Origin of the sequence: Marinobacter pelagius (assembly GCF_900114925.1) — a bacterium.
Classification (GTDB): Bacteria; Pseudomonadota; Gammaproteobacteria; order Pseudomonadales; family Oleiphilaceae; genus Marinobacter; species Marinobacter pelagius.
In genome coordinates this window covers 462,812-480,890 of the sequence record NZ_FOUR01000002.1, presented here as the reverse complement: position 1 = coordinate 480,890, position 18,079 = coordinate 462,812, and the positions used below count along the sequence as shown (strand labels likewise).

Sequence of the window (18,079 nt, the reverse complement as noted above, 5' to 3'; positions counted from 1 at the left end):
AAACGAGCGTTTGAATTTGGCAAAAAGCAGCCCGTCTTATGGAACTGCTGGAGATGTCAGGTATGCGAAGCCACATTGTCGCGGGTGCAGCGGCGGTACTGTTCGGATTGTCCGGGCAGGCACTGGCCAAGGTGAGTCCGGCGGAAGCCGAAAGGCTTGGAAACGAACTGACTCCGGTGGGTGCTGAACGCAGCGCCAATGAGTCAGGTACCATCCCTGAGTGGACCGGCGGCCTGAGCACACCACCGGCGGGTTGGCGCGAAGGGGAGATTGAAATCAATCCGTTCCCCGACGACAAGCCCTTGTTTGTCATTACCCGGGACAATCTGGATCTGTACCGGGACAAGTTGTCCGACGGCCACATCCGGATGATCGAGCAATACGGCCCGGATTTCTTCATGCCGGTGTACCAGAGCCGTCGTACTGCAGCGTTCCCGGAGCATGTGTACGAGAAGTCTGTCGAGAACGCCACTAGCGCCGAGCTGCTGGATAATGGCAACGGGGTGCGCGATACCATCATGACCAGCCCGTTCCCGATCCCCCGGAATGGCCTGGAGGTGATCTGGAACCATATCCTTCGTTACCGGGGCACCGAAATCTCCTTCCGCAGTGCTTCGGCAACGCCCCAGACCGACGGTTCCTACAATCCGGTGGTCAACGAATACGACTATTTCTTCGCCTACAGTCGCAAAGGGGCGGAACTGGAAGAAATCGACAACAAGATTTTCTATCTCAAAACCAACACCATATCGCCTTCGTCTCTGGCCGGCACGATCACCCTGGTCCACGAAACCCTGGACCAGATTCGTTCCCCGCGCCTGGCCTGGCGCTATGATTCCGGCTCCCGCCGGCTGCGCCGCTCGCCCAACCTTGCCTATGAGACTGATCTGCCCAACTCGTCCTCACTGCGCTCGGTAGACCAGAAAGACATGTACAACGGCGCGCCCAACCAGTACGACTGGACCCTGAAGGGCAAGCGTGAAATGTACGTGCCCTACAATGCCTACAAGCTCCATGGCGATTCCGTCGAGGCTGACGACGTCATTCGCCCGAAGCACATCAACCAGAAACTGACCCGGTATGAACTGCATCGGGTGTGGGTGGTCGAGGCTACGCTGCGCACCGGCATCAGTCACATCTACGCCCGCCGGGTGTTCTATGTGGATGAGGACAGCTGGCAGATCCTGGCGTCCGAGGAATATGATCAGGAAGGTAACCTGTGGCGGGTGTCCGAGGCCCATAACATCAGCTACTACAGCGAGCCGGTGTTCTGGACCACCATGGAAATGACCTATGACCTGAAGGCCGGCCGCTATTATATTGACGGGCTGGATGACGGGTTTAAGGCCTATGATTTTTCGCCCGGCTTCCGCAGCAACGAATTCACTGCCTCCGCAGCACGCCGGGCTGCACGCCGGTGATGATTGAAGACGGGGTCAGAAGAAGGCCTTCTTCTGACCCCAACTTGGGCTGCCACTCCGGAGTTCAGTGAAAAAGGGGTCAGATGAAGGCTTTCATCAGACCCCAATCCGGTCTACCACCGCGGAGTCGAGTGAAGACGGGGTCAGATGAAAGCCTTCATCTGACCCCAACTTAGGCCGCCACTCCCCATCCTTCATTACCCCGTCATAAAATTGACTCTTCCCCCCAAGCCGTCTTAAATACCAGTGTAGTCTCCAACGGAAGGTCAAAATGTCTAAAAATAACAAAGTGCTGGTGCTCAGTGAGGACGAACTGAGGCAGCACGATATCGTCACGATCCTCGAATTTGTCGGTGAAGAGCAGGTCATAGCCGGCGACGAAGCTTTGGCGCTGCTGGCCGATGCTGATGAGTCTCAACGGGAAGAAGTCGGTGTCGCCCTGGTGAGCGGAGACGGAAGACGCGTCGGCGAAAATCTTGCCCGAGTGTGCGAAGCGCTGCCGGGAGTGCCAATTCTGCTGGTGAACGGTATCGAACCCTCCGGGCTGTCCGACCAATGCGCCAGCCACATCATTGCCCGCCTCGAATGGCCCCTGAATTACGCCAAGTTTGTCGATTCCCTTTACCGGGCACAGATTTACCGGGACCAGTCTGACCGCAGCCGCCAGGAACGAGGGCATTTGCGTGGTTTGCAGTTGTTTCGCAGTCTGGTCGGCACCAGTCGCAAGATCCAGCATGTGCACCACCTGATGGAGCAGGTGGCGGACATGGACGTGACAGTGCTGATAACCGGTGAATCCGGTACCGGCAAGGAAGTGGTCGCCCGTAATCTGCACTACCATTCTTCCCGGCGGGATCACCCCTTTGTTCCGATGAACTGCGGCGCGATCCCGGCTGAGTTGCTGGAGAGCGAGCTGTTCGGCCATGAAAAAGGAGCATTCCCGGGAGCGATTTCCGCCCGGGCGGGACGGCTGGAACTGGCCGAGGGTGGCACCCTGTTTCTGGATGAAATTGACGCCCTGCCGCTGCCGTTGCAGGTGAAGCTGCAACGGGTCCTGCAGGATCGCACTTTCGAGCGCATGGGTAGCCATCGTAGTGAAAACGTTGATGTCCGGATCATTGCTGCCACCGACCGGAGCCTTGAGGACATGATCGAGGCCGGTGAATTCCGGGAAGACCTCTTTTACAGCCTGAACGTCTTTCCCATCGAGATGCCGGCCCTCCGGGAGCGGGTGGAGGATATTCCGCTGCTTATCAATGAACTGATTTCCCGCATGGAGAAGGAGAAACGGGGTTCGCTGCGCCTGAACTCGGCGGCGATCATGAGCTTGTGCCGTCATGACTGGCCCGGAAACATCCGCGAACTGGCAAACCTGATCGAGCGGCTGGCCATCATGCACCCCTACGGCGTGATCGGGGTGCAGGAATTGCCGAAGAAATTCCGCTACGTTGACGATTACGACGAGAACCGGCCGGTTGAGGACTCGGGCATGCCTTCCGGTGTACCCGGACTGGTGGGGCTGGATGCGCCGGCACTGCTGCCGGTGAATGGCATTGATCTCAAGGAGTATCTTTCCAACCTCGAGAAGCAGCTCATACAGCAGGCCCTGGATGAGGCGGGCGGCGTGGTGGCCCGGGCCGCGGAAAAGCTCCGCATCCGCCGCACGACGCTGGTGGAGAAGGTGCGCAAGTACGGACTGCGGGAAGAGTCTGCCGAATCCTGAGCGCCCGCACCGGCGACAAAAGCTCTGTTGTCAGCTATCCTGAATTCCTGAATAGCGTGGCCAGTTCCGTACCGTGAGGGCTGGTCGCAGTCGCTACATGGATTGCTTGTGGAGGTTTTGTGAATGCCGATACAGACGAGCCTCGCCGAGGACGGCAAAACGTTGGTTATCCGGATTGAGGGGCGCTTTGACTTCAGCACGCACCAGGCATTCCGGGATTCCTACGAGCATGCCGGCCCCAAGGTGACCAACTACGTTGTCGACCTGTCGGACACCACTTACCTCGACAGCTCCGCCCTGGGCATGCTGCTTCTGCTGCGCGACCACGCCGGTGGCGACAGTGCCCGGATCTCGATCGAGAATTGCAACAGTGATGTCCGCCGCATTCTCTCCATCTCCAATTTCGAGCAGCTTTTTGCCATCAAGTGACCCAGCACAGCCTGCGAATTCTGATTGCAGATGACAGTGACACGGACCGTCTGATCCTCCAGGCCCTCATAAAGCGTCTGGGGCATGAGGTGATCGAGGCGACGGATGGCCTCGAGGCGGTGGAGAAATTCCGCGAGGTCAGCCCGGACATTGTCCTTCTGGATGCCCTGATGCCCCGGATGGATGGCATGGAGGCCGCTCGCCACATCAAGAGCCTGGCTGGTGAACGCCTGGTGCCGGTCATCTTCCTGACCTCCCTGTCCGATGCCGAGGACCTGGCCCGGTGCCTGGCGGCCGGCGGCGACGACTTCCTGACCAAGCCCTACAGCCGGGTGATAATTGAGGCCAAGATCAAGGCCTTTGACCGAATGCGTCGGATGCACGACACCTTGTCCAGCCAGCATGAGGAAATCAGCGCGCGCAATCGGCAGTTGCTGGAAGAGCAGACCATCGCCAGGCGGGTGTTCGACAACGTGGCGCACACTGGTTGCCTGGACTCGCCAAACATTCGCTACCACGCCTCGCCGCTGTCCGTGTTCAACGGCGATGTCCTGTTTGCTTCGCCGCGGCCGGCTGGCGGCATGCTCATATTCCTGGGTGACTTTACCGGCCACGGTCTGCCGGCAGCCATTGGCGCCATGCCGGTTGCCGAGATCTTTTATGGAATGGCGCGCAAGGGTTTCAGTGGCGCCGATGTGCTCAGGGAGATCAACCAGAAACTCAAACTCATCCTGCCCACCGGCATGTTCTGTTGCGGTGCCATGGTGGAGGCGGATTTCAAGCTGGGACAGCTCAGGATCTGGAATGGCGGGCTGCCGGAGGCGTGGGTGTTGCGGCGGAATGGCGAGCAGTTGCTGTTGCCATCCCGACACCTGCCCCTCGGTATTCTGCCCCCGGAGCAGTTCGAGAGCGTGATGGAAACGGTACAGGTCCAGCCTGGTGACAGATTGCTGGTGATGACCGATGGCGTGCTGGAAGCAGCGAATGATCGGGGAGAGCTGTTCGGGCTGGCCGGAATCCGTCACTGCCTTGAGCAAGTGAAGCCAGCCGGGCATCCGTTCGATGTGGTTCTGGAGGGTGTGCGGGCGTTCAGTGACAAGGCCGCCGAGTCTGATGACCTGACCCTGGTTACCCTCGATATCACAGACCAGCCAGCGGTGCCTGACGTGTCGGGTCAGTCATTGCCCTCGGCCCTGGCCGGGCCGACCGAGTGGCGGTGTGAGTATGAAATCCGGGAGCGCACCCTCGGTGACTTCAGCCCGTTGCCGCTGTTGTTGCATATCTGCCTGGAGGTGCCAGGGTTGCGGACACGGGGTGGCGAGATCTATACCCTGTTGTCCGAGCTGTACAACAATGCGTTGGAGCACGGCGTCCTGGAGTTGCCTTCGGAGTGGAAACGCAGCGCCGAGGGGTTTGGCCGGTACTACTCCGAGCGGCAAGCGAGGCTGGCACGGGTGGATGGTCATTACATCCGGTTCAGCCTCCATCACACCCGGAAACCCGGTGGCGGCCGCCTGCGTGTTGTCTGTGAAGACAGCGGTGCCGGGTTTGATTTCCGCAATCATCCGCTGGTTTCCGGTGAAACCGGGGAGGACATCGCCCCCCGTTATGCCGGTCGTGGTTTGTTGCTCTTGAAACGGCTGAGCAAAAACATCACATTCCGGGGCAAGGGTAACCACGTCGAAATCGTTTATGATTGGAATTTCTCAGCGCACCAGGGGGATGGTGATGACAGATAGACAACACCTTGATGAAGAGGCTCTGGCGGAACTTCAGGACGTCATGGAGGATGAGTTCGATGTTCTGATCCAGACCTACATCGTTGACTCCCGGGACCGCATAGCCAGCCTGAAAACCGCACTGGCGACATCCGATGCCGATGCTTTCGCCAAGACCGCCCACAGCCTGAAGGGCAGTTGCATCAATATTGGCGCGCCCCGGCTCGGGGAGCTGTGTCTGGAAGCGGAAGAAGCCGGCAAGGCCCAGGATCTCGGGGAGGCATCCCGACTGGTCGGGGCGATCGAGGAAGAGTTCGCGACCGTGACCGGTCTGCTGGATCGACTGCTGGTGCGGTGATTTGTTTTTGGATACCGGCACCCGAAGGCACCGGTATCCGATCTATGGCTTCAGTCGGGCTTCTGCTCGTAGATGGCCTTGCCCCAGGCTTCCTTGCTGCCCGGAAGGACCAGGTTGAGGGCAACTGCCACCACCGCGCACAGGGCGATGCCTTCCAACTGGCCCAGCGCCATGTTGCCGATGCCAAATACCAGGGTCACGCCGACGATCACCAGGTTGCGTGATTCGGACAGGTCCACCTGGTGACGGATCAGCGTGTTCAGACCCACCACTGCAATGGAACCGAACAGCAGGCACAGGATGCCGCCCATCACCGGTACCGGAATGGTCTGCAGCGCCGCACCGAACTTGCCGACGAACGCCAGCACGATGGCCACGACTGCCGCCCACCACATCACTTTCGGGTTGAAGTTCCGGGTCAGCATGACCGCACCGGTCACTTCGGAATAGGTAGTATTGGGTGGTCCGCCCAGCATGGAAGCCGCGCTGGTGGCCAGGCCGTCTCCCAGAAGGGTGCGATGCAGGCCCGGCTTTTCCAGGTAGTTCTTGCGGGTCACGTTGCCGATGGCCAGGACATCACCGATGTGTTCGATGGCCGGTGCGATGGCCACCGGAATCATGAACAGGATGGCGCTCCAGCCGAACTCAGGGGCCACGAAATCGGGCATGGCAAACCAGGGCGCTTCCCGGACCGGGGTCATGTCCACGATGCCGGCGAACAGGGACAGGATGTAGCCGACAATAACGCCGAACATGATCGGGATCAGGCGGAAGATGCCCTTGGCCCAGAGGGTCATGATGATGGTGACTGCCAGCGAGATCATGGCAATCCAGATAGAGGTGTCGTAAGGCACCAGTTCAGCGGAGCCGTCACCGGTCTGTCCCGATGCCATGTTGACCGCAATGGGCGCCAGGCCGAGGCCGATGGTCATGATTACCGGTGCGATCACCACGGGCGGCAGCAAGCGGGTAACGAAGCCGGTGCCGCGCAGTTTCACTGCGGCACTCAGGAGGATGTACAGGATACCCGCGGCCATCAGGCCGCCCATGGTTTGTTCCAGCCCGAACTTGCCCTTGGCGGCAATGATCGGGGCGATGAAGGCGAAGGAGGAGGCCAGGAAAATGGGGATCTGCCCGCCGGTAACGACGTGGAAAATCAGGGTACCGATGCCGGCGGTGAACAACGCGACGTTGGGGTCCAGGCCGGTGATCAGCGGCATCAGCACCAGGGCGCCGAACGCCACCAGCAGCATCTGGGAACCGGCGATGGCCTGTTTCCAGACCGGATCGTTGATGTGGTCCTGCATGCTCAGACGTCCTTCTGCTTGGTGCCGAAGATCTTGTCACCGGCATCGCCGAGGCCGGGCAGGATGTAGCCCTTATCGTTCAGGTGATCATCCACCGAGGCGGTGTAGATGGAGACGTCCGGGTGTTTCTCCAGGACTTTCTCGATTCCTTCCGGTGCGGCCACCAGTACTAGGGCGCGGATCTCGGTGCTGCCGGCCTTCTTGAGCAGATCGATGGTGGAGATCATGGAGCCGCCGGTGGCGAGCATCGGGTCGACGATCAGGGCCATGCGCTGGTCCAGTTCACCCACGAGCTTTTCCAGGTAGGTGCTGGCTTCCAGGGTTTCCTCGTTACGGATCTGACCGACCACGCTCACCCGGGCCACCGGGATCAGGCTCAGCACGCCGTCCAGCATGCCCAGGCCGGCGCGGAGGATGGGAACGATGGTGACCTTCTTGCCGTGGATCTGCTCCACATTCACCGGCCCGGCCCAGCCCTCGATGGTCTTTTCCTGCAGGTTGAAATCCTTGGTGGCTTCGTAAGTCAGCAGGGCGCCGACTTCCTGTGCCAGTTCACGAAAATTCTTGGTGCTGATGTCCGCGCGGCGCATCAGGCCGAGTTTGTGGCGGATCAGGGGGTGTCGTACCTCGTGGATTGGCATTGGGTCACCTGTGTGTCTGGGATTATCGGGTCAAGTTTGACGGATTTGCGCGTAAATGGCGCAAGGATACCGTATCTGGAAAGGCACGTCAGGTATCATGAAATCCCCGGGGTGTTGCTATAAGATGGCACTTTCTGCGGGTTGCGCGGCAAGAGACCAGAATCACTATGACAACAGCAAATCCGGTACAGGTCATCGCGGTATCCGGCGGCAAGGGCGGCACGGGTAAAACCAGCATTTCAGTGAATCTAGCCATTGCTCTTGCGGAAAGAGGGCGGCGGGTCGTGGTTCTGGACGGGGACCTGGGGCTCGGCAATATCGATGTGTCGTTGGGGCTCACCGCCAGTCACACCCTGCAGGACGTTCTGGAGGGGGAGTGTGAACTCAGGGATGTCCTGGTGGAAGGCCCGGGCGGCATCCGTATTGTGCCCGCTCCCTCCGGCAGTCTGCGCATGACCCGCCTGGGCGCCCCGGAATATGCCGGTCTGATCAATGCCTTCAGCGAATTGGGGGACGAGATCGATGTGCTGATCATCGACACCGCCTCCGGCATTTCTGAAGCGGTGGTCAGTTTCCTTCGGGCGGCCCAGGAGCTGTTACTCGTGGTCTGTGACGAGCCCACCTCCATCACCGACACCTACGCCCTGGTCAAGCTGATGAACCGAGACTACGGGATCAACCGGTTCCGGGTGCTCGCCAATCAGGTCCGTAACGAGCAGGAAGGCCGGCAGCTGTATGAAAAACTGATCCGGGTCACCGAGCGCTTTCTCGATGTGGCGTTAGAGTACGTAGGCATGGTGCCCCATGACGAGGCCTTCAGGAAAGCGGTGCAGCGCCAGCGTGCCGTGGTTGAGGCGTACCCCCGGGCCCGGGCCTCACTGGCCCTGAAGGCCCTGGCGGAGAAAGTGGACAACTGGCCTCTGCCATCCTCCCCCCGCGGCCATGTGGAATTCTTTGTGGAGCGGCTTGTCTGAGCCCGAACGAGATGTGTTCTTGATGGATGCTGGTAATGAATAAATTGTACCCGAGGGCCAATGCAGCCCTGTTTGCCGTTTCCCGCCACGAGTTTGTTGCCTGCTCGGATCTTGCCCCCTCCATTACCGGACACTCCATCCCCAGGGAGGAGACCGTACGGCACCTGTTGTCACTGATTCCGGAAATCGCACCGGACCAGACGGTGATGCATATTGGTGGCGGCTCGGGCTATCTGACCGCGGTGCTGTCGGAACTGGCGCGTCGGGTTATTTATGTGGAACGCAATCCGGTGGTGGCCGAGGCCGCCCGGGAACGGTTCTTCCGGCTTGGCAAACATAATGTGGACGTGGTGGCCGCCGACATCGAGAGTGCGCCCGAACTGGACGTGCTCTGCGATCTGGTGCTGTGCACTACCTTCCTGCCCAGGCGCGATGTGGTGCTGCCCTTTCTCCGCAACCAGGGGCGGCTGATCTGCCTGGAGGGCAGGGCGGGGCCGGTGCCCAGCCTGGCAATGTTTGAAAAGCAGGGGTTCAGCCTGGTCCGTATGCGCACCCTCGGCTGGGTTGATTTCAACCGTAATGCCGAGCAGATCCTGATCGACCTCGGCGTGATCGACGAAAAGGTCCTGGCCGAGGCCAAGATTGAGGCTGCCAAAACGAATTCGCGGGTGCTGGACCTGGTGCGGCGCACGTTGAACCTGGAAGAGATCGATCTGTACCGGACCCTGGCCCAGCAGCGGGGCATGGTGTTCAAGGAAGCCGATGAGTTGCTGCCGGATCTGCAGCCGGCCCTTTTCCGCCGCTTCTCCCGGACTTTCCTGGACCTGTCGCGCCTGCTACCTGTGGCCGAAGCCAACGGCAAGATCACCGTTATCACCGATGATCCCGATGCCCGCACCGATCAGTTGGAGCGCCTGACCCCGAAGTCCGTGATCGAATGCCTGCTGGTTACTCCGACGGATTTTCGCCGGGTCTGGTCTGCCCTGGAGCTGACCGCCCAGGGCAAGCAGTTCGTGGCGGACCATGGCTCCGGCAGTGATGACCGGCATGAAAAACGGGCTGAGTCCACCGGCTCCCTCGGCGAGCATGGAGGAAACAAGCAGGTCAGCCCCTACCTGGTCTCGGTGTACGAGGCAATTCTGCTGGATGCAGTCAGCGAGAAGGCCAGTGACATCCATATCGAGCAATACGGCGAGCGGGTCCGGATCCGCCTGAGGGTGGATGGCGAACTGCACGACCTGCCCCAGTACCAGCTCAGTCCCCGGGAACTGCGGGGCGTAATCAACGTAATCAAGTTGCGGGCCGAGCTCAACATTGCCGAGCACCGCCTGCCCCAGGGCGGTCGCTCCCAGCTGAAGCTGGGGCAGGCTTCCTATGACCTCCGTATCCAGACCCAGCCGTCGTTGCACGGCGAACACGCGGTGATCCGGTTGCTGCCCCAGACCGGGCGCGCCATGACCATCGCCGAGCTGGGCATGTCCAAGGCCATCGGTGCCCGCTATCAGCGCCTGCTGGATAACCCCGCCGGCCTGGTGCTGGTGGTTGGCCCCACGGGTTCCGGCAAGTCCACCACCCTGTATGCGGGCCTGCAGACCCTGGCGGATGATGGCCGGCGCAAGGTGATCACCGTTGAGGACCCGATCGAGTATTCCATCGATAACATCCAGCAGACCCGGGTTCGCTCCGAAATCGGCTTTGGTTTTGCCGATGCCATGCGGGCCTTTGTTCGCGAAGATCCGGACGTCATCCTGGTGGGGGAAATCCGCGACCAGGAAACGGCTCTGGAGGCCATTCGCGCCTCCCAGACCGGCCATGTGGTGTTGTCCACGCTGCACTGTAACGATGCGGTGGATTCCCTGCAGCGTCTCTATGACCTTGGTGTTCACCCCAACTCCATCGCCGGGGAATTGCTGGCGGTGATCGCCCAGCGGCTGGCCAAGCGCATCTGTCGCCATTGCCGTCAGCCGGCGGAACCGGATCCGTCGATCCTGGCGGAGCTGTTCCCCGACGGCGCACCGGCGGATTTCCGCTGCTTCGAGGGCCAGGGTTGTGACAAGTGCAATGGTCGGGGTACACATGGGCGGGTGGCGATTGTTGAATACATGGAAGTGGATTCGGATATCCGCAATGCCATCTCCAGTCAGCCGCCCATCGGCGAGCTGCGCTGGCGGGCCCTGGATGCTGGCCTGGTCACCATGCGTGACAGCGCCCTGGATCATGTAATCGAAGGGGTGATTCCCCTGTCTGAATTGCCGCGTATCCTGCCCAGGGAACGCATGGCACCGGAAGTTCGTGGCGGCCGCAGGAGTGCCCGATGACAGCCAGCAAAACGACACACCAGAACAAGGCCGCCCAGCGGGAACCGGCCGAGGTCACCTACGCCGCGGAACTGGAGAAACTCGCGGCCCTTGACGAGGGACCGGTGCCGCCAGGATGGCGCATGTCGCCACGGGCGGTGGAAAAGTTTGTCATGGGCGACGATGAGCTCGGCATCGAGCGCAAATTCGTGGCGGACCGGGCGATGGTGGTCCGCATCATCATTTCCCTGTGCACCAGCCGGGGCTGCCTCCTGGTGGGCGAGCCGGGTACTGCCAAATCGTGGTTGTCCGAACTGCTGGCGGCCGGAATCTCGGGCGGCTCCACCCTGACTCTCCAGGGCGGGGCGGTCAGCCAGGTCAGCCAGCTTCTGTACAGCTGGAACGAGGCGATCCTCAAGAATGAGGGGCCCTGCCTCAAGGCACTGGTACCCAGCCCGCTGCTGCGGGGCATGATGGAGGGGCGCCTGGTGCGGTTCGAGGAGATCGCCCGCTGCCCGCAGGCGCTGCAGGATGCCCTGTTGTCAGTGTTGTCGGACCGGGTTGTGGTCATCCCGGAGCTGGCCGGAGACGAGGGCGTCATCCTGGCGCGGGAAGGCTTCAACGTGGTTGCCACTTCCAACAGCATCGATGAGGGTGTGCACGCCATGAGTGCGGCTCTCAAGCGCCGGATGGATTTCGAGGAGATCCGGCCGATCCGCCATCTGGCGGATGAGCTGGATGTGGTGGTCAGGGAAGTCCGCAAGGCCAATGTCGCCGCCGGAGTATCGGTGGAGCCGGATCCGGAGGTGCTTGAGGTACTGGTGACCATGTTCCATGAGCTGCGCAATGGTCAGACCCTGGACGGCCGCAGTACCGATCGCCTGGCGGGTGCAGCCCTGTCCACGGCCGAGGCGGTAGCGGTGGCCCACGCGGCGAGCCTGAACGCCTGGTATTACGGTGGCGACGCGATGACGGTGGAGCAGCTGATGCATCACATCATTGGCTCTGCGCTCAAGGATCAGCCGGAGGATCGCCGGCGCCTGCGGCATTACTTCGACACGGCTGTGGCCACCCGGGAAGGGGACAACTGGAAACAGGCCTGGGCACTGCGCTCGCTGATCCAGTAGTCAGGCGGTGTCGACCATCTGAAGCAAATTGATGCTGGGCAAGAGTAATCCGGAAAACCTTTGGTTATAATACGCGCCGCCGGCAATCCCTGCCGCCAACGATGTCTGCACCCGCCGTGTCAGTCATGAATACACCCGGTGCCGCATAATGCGCATCGCCTGGATTCGGGGCCCTGATGTCTGAGCCGTTACTACAGGCTGTCAATCTCCAGTGTGAACGGGATGAGCGGATACTGTTCCGTGATCTTTCCTTTTCCGTGTTGCCGGGTACCGTTACCCGCGTTGAAGGCCCGAATGGCTCGGGCAAGACCACCCTTCTGCGTATTCTCGCCGGTCTGAATGACGCCTGGTCCGGCGATCTTTACTGGTGCGGCGAGCCCCGCGCCGGCCAGCGCGAGAGTTTCCTGCGCAACATGCTTTACCTTGGCCATCGGCCGGGTATCAAGCCCCTGCTTACCCCCATGGAGAATCTCCGCGCCCTGATGGCGGGCCGGCGCCCGGTGTCCGATGAGGTACTGTCCCGGGCGCTTGAGGGAACCGGCCTGGCGGGTTACCAGAAGGTCCCCTGTCGCAATCTTTCCGCCGGTCAGCAAAGGCGGGTGGCGCTTGCACGGTTGCTGATCGCCGATGAGCCCCTGTGGCTGCTGGACGAGGTTTTCACCGCCATTGATGCCGATGGTGTCCGGGCGATCGAGGCCCTTCTGCAACAGCGAGCGGAGGAAGGTGGCGCGGTTGTGGTCACCACCCACCATGATCTGAAATTGCCCGGGATGCAGCGGATTGTGCTCGGGGGAGGGCAGTCGGATGAGCAATAATCCGGTACGGGTGCACGCGGTGGCGGAGGGTGTTGGCGTCGCCGGCGCCATGAAGGCGGTGTTCATGCGCGATATGAAAGTCGCCTTCCGTCAGCGCCAGGATCTGCTCAACCCGCTGCTGTTCTTCGTGATGGTGGTAACCCTGTTTCCACTCGGGGTTAGCCCGGAAGTGTCATTCCTACGAGAGGCCGGAGCGGGTATCCTGTGGGTGGCGGCCCTGTTGTCGGTGTTGTTGTCCCTGGATCACCTGTTCCGGCATGATTTTGATGATGGAACCCTGGAACAACTGGTGTTGCAGCCGCAGCCCCTGTTCCTGCTGGTGCTGGCGAAGACGCTGGCGCACTGGATGCTGACCGGGCTGCCGCTGGTGATCCTGACGCCGGTACTTGGCATTATGGTGCACCTGCCGGGGAACTCTATCGGCATTCTGTGTCTAACGCTGCTGATCGGTACGCCGGTGCTGAGCCTGATCGGCTCCATCGGTGCGGCGTTGACCCTGGGATTGCGGTCGGCAGGTGTGCTCTTGTCCCTGCTTATCATTCCGCTGTACATTCCCGTGCTGATTTTCGGAACCGGGACAGTAGCGGCCGTGTCCGAGGGAGCTCCGGTCGGGGCCTACCTGGCATTGATGGGGGCTTTCCTGGTTCTGGCCCTGACGCTGGCTCCGTTTGCTTCGGCATCAGCACTGAAAATCAGCATGTCCAATAGCTAACAATTTAGGTAACGGGTTAACGGGTACCAATCGATGTGGCAATTATTTCATAAGCTGGGCTCGCCCAAGTGGTTCTACGGGATTGCGACCCGTCTGATGCCCTGGCTGCTGGTCGGCGGTGCACTGCTGTTGTTGGCAGGTATTGTCTGGGGGCTGGCGTTCGCTCCCAAGGATTATCTGCAGGGCAACAGCTACCGGATCATCTTTATTCATGTGCCGACCGCGTTCCTGGCCCAGTCGGTCTACATCATGATGGCGGTGGCGGCTGTGGTGACCCTGGTTTGGCGTATGAAACTGGCCGACGTTTTCGTGAAGGCCGTAGCCCCGGTGGGCCTGGTGCTGACCTTTCTCGCCCTGTTTACCGGCGCGGTCTGGGGCAAGCCCACTTGGGGTACCTGGTGGATCTGGGATGCCCGGCTGACGTCCATGCTGATCCTGCTGTTCCTGTATGGCGGGGTGATTGCGCTGGACCGGGCCATCAATGACGAGAAGTCCGCTGCCCGGGCCGTGGCCGTGCTGGTACTGGTCGGGGTGGTGAATATTCCTATTATCAAATACTCGGTGGAATGGTGGAATACGCTGCATCAGCCCGCCACCTTCAAGCTGACGGAGAAACCCTCCATGCCCGCGGAAATGTGGGTGCCCCTGCTGTTATCGGTACTGGGGCTGTACCTGATTTTTGGCTGGCTGGCCTGCCTCCGGATGCAGACGGAGATCATCGCCCGTGAGCAGCGGACCCGGTGGGTAAAAGATCTGGTAATGGCGGGGAGGCACTGATCGATGGCGTTTGATTCACTCTCCGCGTTTATTGCGATGGAAGGCCACGGTCCCTACGTGTGGACCTGCTACGGTGTGTTTTTCCTGTTGTTGGCCGGACTGATGGTCTGGTCGCGGCACCGGCGCAGCGTAATGATGGAAGCCTGCCGCAGGAATTACGAACGGCAGGACCAGGGCCAGCAGCGGGCGGCAAAACCCGCCGCCACGTTCACCCGAGTTGAAGTTTCCCAGGACTGACAAGCAGGTTAAGCATGCACCCGATCCGTAAAAAACGGCTGACCATTGTTCTCTTTCTCCTCGCCGGTATCGGCGTTGCCGTGGCGTTGACCACCTACGCCCTGCGGCAGAACATTAACCTGTTCTACGATCCGTCGCAGATTGCCGCCGGAGATGTGCCACAGGATGTACGCATTCGGGCCGGTGGTATGGTTGAGGAGGGCTCGGTGATCCGTGACCCGGACAGCCTGAAGGTCGAATTCCGTGTCACCGATTTTAATTCCTCGGTGCCGGTGGAATACAACGGTATTCTCCCGGATCTGTTTGCCGAGGGGCAGGGTGTTGTCGCCATGGGCAAGCTCAATGGGCAGGGCCGGTTCGTTGCGGACCAGGTGCTGGCCAAGCATGATGAGAATTACATGCCGCCGGAGGTGGCCGACGCCCTGGAGAAAGCCTCCAAGGGGCAACACAAGGCGGGTGAGACGGCCCAGCCACAGTCGTATTGATCCAAACCTCCCAGCCTGAATAGGGGATTCTGATGTTTCCGGAACTCGGACAGATTGCACTGATTCTTGCGCTGTTGCTGGCAGTGCTCCTCTCCGTTGTGCCCCTGGTCGGTTCGGTGACCGGCCGGGACAACCTCCAGGCATTCGCCCGACCATTGTCGTCGGGCATGTTTGTGTTTATTGCCCTGGCATTCGGCCTGCTGACCCATGCCTTCATGACCGACGATTTCTCGGTCGCATATGTGGCCAATAACAGCAACAGCATGCTGCCCTGGTACTACAAGTTCAGTGCGGTCTGGGGTGGTCACGAAGGCTCGTTGCTGCTGTGGATCCTGATGCTGGCAGGCTGGACCCTGGCGGTTGCGATCTTCAGCCGGCGTCTGCCCGCGGTGATGATCTCCCAGGTATTGTCGGTCCTGGGTATGGTCAGCGTTGGTTTCCTGCTGTTTATCATCGTGACTTCCAACCCCTTCGACCGGCTGCTCCCGAACGTGCCGGCCGATGGTGCGGACCTCAACCCGCTGCTGCAGGACGTCGGCCTGATCATGCACCCGCCGATGCTGTACATGGGCTACGTGGGCTTCTCTGTGGCCTTTGCCTTTGCCATCGCTGCCCTGATCAACGGTCGCCTGGACGCTGCATGGGCCCGTTGGTCACGACCCTGGACCACGGTGGCCTGGGCGTTCCTCTCCATCGGGATCGCGCTCGGTAGCTGGTGGGCCTACTACGAACTCGGCTGGGGCGGCTGGTGGTTCTGGGATCCGGTGGAAAATGCTTCACTGTTGCCCTGGCTGTCCGGCACGGCCCTGATGCACTCGCTGGCAGTGACCGAGAAACGGGGCGTGTTCAAGAGCTGGACCGTGTTGCTGGCGATTGTCACCTTTGCGTTGAGCCTGCTGGGTACTTTCCTGGTGCGTTCCGGCGTGCTGACCTCCGTCCATGCTTTCGCTTCCGATCCGGAGCGGGGCAAGTTCCTGCTCATGTTGCTCGCGGTAACCATGATTGCCAGCCTGGCGCTTTATGCTTTCCGGGCACCTGTGGTACATGTGCGTGCCCGGTATGGTTCGCTGTCCCGGGAAATTTTCCTCCTGTTGAACAACGTGTTGCTGGTGTCAGCGACCTTGCTGGTGGCGATCGGGACCCTGTATCCGCTGGTTCTGGATTATCTGGAGCTGGGCAAGTTGTCCATCGGCGAGCCGTTCTTCAACCTCACCTTCAGCCCGCTGGCGGTGGCGGCCGGTCTGCTTCTGGGTGCCGGTATCTTCTCCCGCTGGAAGAAAACCGACGGCGGCTGGCTTGGTCGTAAGCTGCTCTGGCCTCTTGCGGTCAGTATCGTGGCCAGCACTGCCGTGATCATTGGTTATGGCGGGTTCAAACCCTGGGCCTTTGCCGGTGTCTTTACTGCCATGTGGGTTACGGTAGCCACCTTCTGGGATCTGTGGGACAAATCTTCCTCCCGCAAGGGCCGGCTCCATGGCCTGAAGCGTCAATCCCGGAGTTACTGGGGGATGGTGCTGGGGCACCTGGGCCTTGCCATGGTCATGGCGGGTGCCACGGTGGTTTCAAACTACGGCATCGAACGGGATGTCCGGATGACCCCGGGCGATGTCGCCACCGTGGGCGACTACCAGTTCGTATTCACTGACATCGGTGAGCGTCGTGGCCAGAACTTCACCGCCCAGTATGGCGGCTTTGACGTGATGCTCGACGGCAAGAAGGTTGCCGAATTGCATCCTGAAAAGCGCCAGTACAGTGTGGGCATGAGTGTGATGACCGAAGCGGATATCGACGCCGGCCTGTTCCGGGATATCTTCGTGGCCATTGGTGAACGTCTCACAGAGGATGCCTGGGCCATCCGCCTGCAGTACAAGCCCCTGGTGCGCTGGCTGTGGCTGGGTGCCCTGGTGATGGCGATCGGTGGCTTCCTGGCCGTCTCCGACAAGCGCTACCGCATCCGGGATCGCGCCGATGAGCGGGTTCCCCGGAATACCCGGCCGGCGGGCGGCGTGAAAGGTGAAGCGGAGGCGCTGTCATGAAGCGCTTCCTGCTGTTCCTGCCCTTGTTGGTGGCCCTGGTGCTGGGCGTGGTGCTGTTCGCCGGTATCGGCAAGGACCCGACCAAACTCGAGTCTGCCCTGATTGGCAAACCGGTACCCGAGTTTACCCTGGCGGACCTGCACAATCCGTCGGCAACCCTGGACCGCAGCCTGTTCCGGGGCGAAGTTTCCCTGCTCAATGTCTGGGGGACCTGGTGTCCGTCCTGCCGCGATGAGCACGATGACCTGATGTGGCTGGCGAATGAGGAAGGAATCAACATTATCGGCCTGAACTACAAGGACAAGCGGGACGATGCCCTGGTCTGGCTTGATCGCCTGGGCGATCCCTACCGGGCAACCATCTATGACCCCAAGGGTACCCTTGGCTTTGATCTCGGCGTCTATGGGGCGCCAGAGACCTTTGTGATCGACGCCGAGGGCGTGGTCCGATACCGCCATGTCGGCGTGGTCAACCCGGAAGTGTGGGAAAAAACACTGCTGCCGGTGATCGAAGAAGCGCGGGGTAACAGCTGATGATGCGACTTGTACTGGCGACCCTGTTCATCCTGACCGCAGGTCTGACTCAGGCGGACGTGGCGGCTGTCTATGACTTCGATACCCGCGAACAGGAAGTGCGTTACCAGAACCTGATTGCCGAGCTGCGCTGCCCGAAGTGCCAGAACCAGAATATCGCCGATTCCAACGCGCCCATCTCCCAGGATATGCGTAACGAGGTGTACGAAATGATGCAGGCCGGTGCCAGCAACGAGGAGATCGTTGATGCGCTGGTCGCGCGGTTTGGCGAGTTTGTCCGCTACAAGCCGGAACTGGACAGCCGTACCTTCCTGTTATGGGCGACACCGGCCATTGCCGTGTTTGGCGGGCTGCTGGTGGTTGCCGGCGTGGTGATCCGCTCCCGACGCGTTGAGCGGCAGGCAGCAGGCCTGAGCGCTGAGGAACGCGCCCGCGCAGAACAGATTCTGAAGGGACAGGACGGCACCAGCGAACGCTGAGCCGATGCCT

The 18,079-nt window shown here is 60.8% G+C and carries 18 protein-coding genes; 16 read left to right on the top strand and 2 right to left on the bottom strand.

Translation table 11 applies throughout. The annotated features are described in order from the left end of the window. Positions 1–62 precede the first annotated feature (62 nt). From BM254_RS06410 to BM254_RS06390, 5 genes are all read left to right on the top strand, one after another. Complete coding sequence (locus BM254_RS06410) at positions 63–1,421, top strand: DUF1329 domain-containing protein (RefSeq protein WP_092000789.1); 1,359 nt, start codon at positions 63–65, stop codon at positions 1,419–1,421. Between the two features lie 271 nt (positions 1,422–1,692). Next, positions 1,693–3,144: a sigma-54 dependent transcriptional regulator gene (locus BM254_RS06405; protein WP_092000397.1), complete on the top strand. Its 1,452-nt coding sequence runs from the start codon at positions 1,693–1,695 to the stop codon at positions 3,142–3,144. A 123-nt stretch (positions 3,145–3,267) separates the two neighbouring features. Further along, positions 3,268–3,573, top strand: a complete 306-nt coding sequence (locus BM254_RS06400) for an STAS domain-containing protein (protein ID WP_092000394.1) — start codon at positions 3,268–3,270, stop codon at positions 3,571–3,573. Beyond that, entirely contained in the window at positions 3,570–5,312 is a 1,743-nt protein-coding gene (locus BM254_RS06395) for a PP2C family protein-serine/threonine phosphatase (protein WP_245777380.1), read from the top strand. The genes BM254_RS06400 and BM254_RS06395 overlap by 4 nt, the downstream gene beginning before the upstream one ends. Beyond that, complete coding sequence (locus BM254_RS06390) at positions 5,302–5,649, top strand: Hpt domain-containing protein (RefSeq protein ID WP_092000391.1); 348 nt, start codon at positions 5,302–5,304, stop codon at positions 5,647–5,649. Before BM254_RS06395 ends, BM254_RS06390 begins: the two co-directional genes overlap by 11 nt. A gap of 50 nt (positions 5,650–5,699) precedes the next feature. Here BM254_RS06390 and BM254_RS06385 read toward each other — a convergent pair whose 3' ends face one another. Both BM254_RS06385 and upp read right to left on the bottom strand, forming a co-directional pair. Continuing rightward, the gene (locus BM254_RS06385; protein ID WP_092000389.1) at positions 5,700–6,956 is read right to left on the bottom strand and encodes a uracil-xanthine permease family protein; all 1,257 of its coding nucleotides are present in this window, start codon (positions 6,954–6,956) and stop codon (positions 5,700–5,702) included. Positions 6,957–6,958: 2 nt separating this feature from the next. Next, positions 6,959–7,597, bottom strand: coding sequence for a uracil phosphoribosyltransferase (upp, locus tag BM254_RS06380; RefSeq protein WP_092000386.1), 639 nt, complete (start codon positions 7,595–7,597; stop codon positions 6,959–6,961). A 167-nt stretch (positions 7,598–7,764) separates the two neighbouring features. Between upp and BM254_RS06375 the strand changes: the two genes are divergently transcribed. The 11 genes from BM254_RS06375 (at position 7,765) to BM254_RS06325 (ending at position 18,069) form a co-directional block, all read left to right on the top strand. Next, positions 7,765–8,571 carry a MinD/ParA family protein gene (locus tag BM254_RS06375; protein ID WP_092000383.1) on the top strand — a complete coding sequence of 269 codons (807 nt, stop codon included), beginning with the start codon at positions 7,765–7,767 and terminating at the stop codon, positions 8,569–8,571. 35 nt (positions 8,572–8,606) lie between these two features. Further along, positions 8,607–10,889 (top strand): ATPase, T2SS/T4P/T4SS family, encoded by a 2,283-nt coding sequence (locus BM254_RS06370; RefSeq protein ID WP_092000380.1) that lies wholly within the window; start codon positions 8,607–8,609, stop codon positions 10,887–10,889. Then, positions 10,886–11,995 (top strand): ATP-binding protein, encoded by a 1,110-nt coding sequence (locus tag BM254_RS06365; protein ID WP_092000378.1) that lies wholly within the window; start codon positions 10,886–10,888, stop codon positions 11,993–11,995. Before BM254_RS06370 ends, BM254_RS06365 begins: the two co-directional genes overlap by 4 nt. A 176-nt stretch (positions 11,996–12,171) precedes the next feature. After that, positions 12,172–12,810: a cytochrome c biogenesis heme-transporting ATPase CcmA gene (ccmA, locus tag BM254_RS06360; RefSeq protein WP_092000375.1), complete on the top strand. Its 639-nt coding sequence runs from the start codon at positions 12,172–12,174 to the stop codon at positions 12,808–12,810. Next, entirely contained in the window at positions 12,800–13,522 is a 723-nt protein-coding gene (gene ccmB / locus BM254_RS06355) for a heme exporter protein CcmB (RefSeq protein WP_092000372.1), read from the top strand. Before ccmA ends, ccmB begins: the two co-directional genes overlap by 11 nt. Before the next feature lie 33 nt (positions 13,523–13,555). Next, a complete protein-coding gene (gene ccmC / locus BM254_RS06350; RefSeq protein WP_092000369.1) occupies positions 13,556–14,299 on the top strand; it encodes a heme ABC transporter permease CcmC in 744 nt (247 codons plus the stop codon). 3 nt (positions 14,300–14,302) lie between these two features. Next, on the top strand, positions 14,303–14,536 hold the full coding sequence (gene ccmD, locus BM254_RS06345; RefSeq protein ID WP_092000366.1) for a heme exporter protein CcmD: 234 nt from the start codon (positions 14,303–14,305) through the stop codon (positions 14,534–14,536). A 14-nt stretch (positions 14,537–14,550) separates the two neighbouring features. Then, a complete protein-coding gene (gene ccmE, locus BM254_RS06340; protein WP_092000362.1) occupies positions 14,551–15,021 on the top strand; it encodes a cytochrome c maturation protein CcmE in 471 nt (156 codons plus the stop codon). 32 nt (positions 15,022–15,053) lie between these two features. Then, on the top strand, positions 15,054–17,057 hold the full coding sequence (locus BM254_RS06335; RefSeq protein WP_092000359.1) for a heme lyase CcmF/NrfE family subunit: 2,004 nt from the start codon (positions 15,054–15,056) through the stop codon (positions 17,055–17,057). Then, on the top strand, positions 17,054–17,590 hold the full coding sequence (locus tag BM254_RS06330) for a DsbE family thiol:disulfide interchange protein (protein WP_092000356.1): 537 nt from the start codon (positions 17,054–17,056) through the stop codon (positions 17,588–17,590). The genes BM254_RS06335 and BM254_RS06330 overlap by 4 nt, the downstream gene beginning before the upstream one ends. Continuing rightward, positions 17,590–18,069, top strand: a complete 480-nt coding sequence (locus BM254_RS06325) for a cytochrome c-type biogenesis protein (protein ID WP_175497208.1) — start codon at positions 17,590–17,592, stop codon at positions 18,067–18,069. Before BM254_RS06330 ends, BM254_RS06325 begins: the two co-directional genes overlap by 1 nt. Positions 18,070–18,079: the final 10 nt, after the last annotated feature.